1 protein-coding gene is annotated in these 938 nt (G+C 48.0%); it reads right to left on the reverse strand.

Annotation, left to right across the window (positions count from 1 at the left end):
• The coding region (locus CWM66_RS27895; RefSeq protein ID WP_107147739.1) for an IS30 family transposase at positions 1-880 on the reverse strand (880 nt) is incomplete at its 3' end.
• Positions 881-938: the final 58 nt, after the last annotated feature.

Below are 938 nucleotides of genomic sequence, written 5' to 3' on the forward strand. Positions count from 1 at the left end.
TTAATGTTTTATAAAGCTCAGCAGGTAATTCCCGGGCTTGTCTGATGAGTGCAGATATAACCGTTATGGTCTTGTTGTCCCTGACTTTGGCCAGCATAACAAAACGGGAATGACGTTCTACGAGGGTGACGATACAGGAGTTTTTAGAGCCCTGGATCAGGTCACCTTCCCAGTGACCTGGTATGGCTCTGTCAGCTGCTTCAGGTGGCCTTTCGCTGATAGAAATCGTATCCGGGATTGACCCTAATCCTTTCCCTTTAAGCGATGATGTTCTGGATCTACGCACGACTCTTCCGCTTCTGAGGCATTGCTGCAGTTCTTTTTTTAACGCCCCCCGGGTTTGTATAAAAAGCGTTTTATATATCGTTTCGTGTGACACATGCATTTCCTGACTATCCGGATAACAGCGTTTCAGCCAACCGGCGATCTGTTCCGGCGACCAGTCCTGATGCATCTTCTCTGCGATGATTTTACACAACGTGGGGCTTTCGATTAGCTTGCAGGGTTTTGGTCTCATAGCATTTTCCCACGCAGCAGTATCGGCTTTTGCTGCATGATATTGTTTTGCACCGCCGTGCCTCCTGATCTCGCGGCTAATCGTTGAAGGAGCTCTTGATAATTTAACAGCGATGTCCCTGATGCTGCGTTTTGCTACCAATCCTCTGGATATCTCCTCTCTTTCATCAAGCGAAAGCGCTAACCGGTGCCGCTTTCGGACAGGGGGACGGTATCCACCAGTCTGGTGGATAGTAGGCATAATAGAAGAATGATATCTGTCGAACATTCTGGCGATATCATGCAGGGAATCACCTTGCTTATATCTGTCCTGGATAATCGCCTTTTGTTCTGGTGTGTAGTAGATGCGAGTTCTTCGTTTCATGGCAACGTCCCCCTTCGATTAAGGATAGCGTTGCATCGACCTGTTGAACTCACAGCCA

The organism is Kosakonia sp. H7A (assembly GCF_003028445.1).
GTDB lineage: Bacteria > Pseudomonadota > Gammaproteobacteria > Enterobacterales > Enterobacteriaceae > Kosakonia > Kosakonia radicincitans.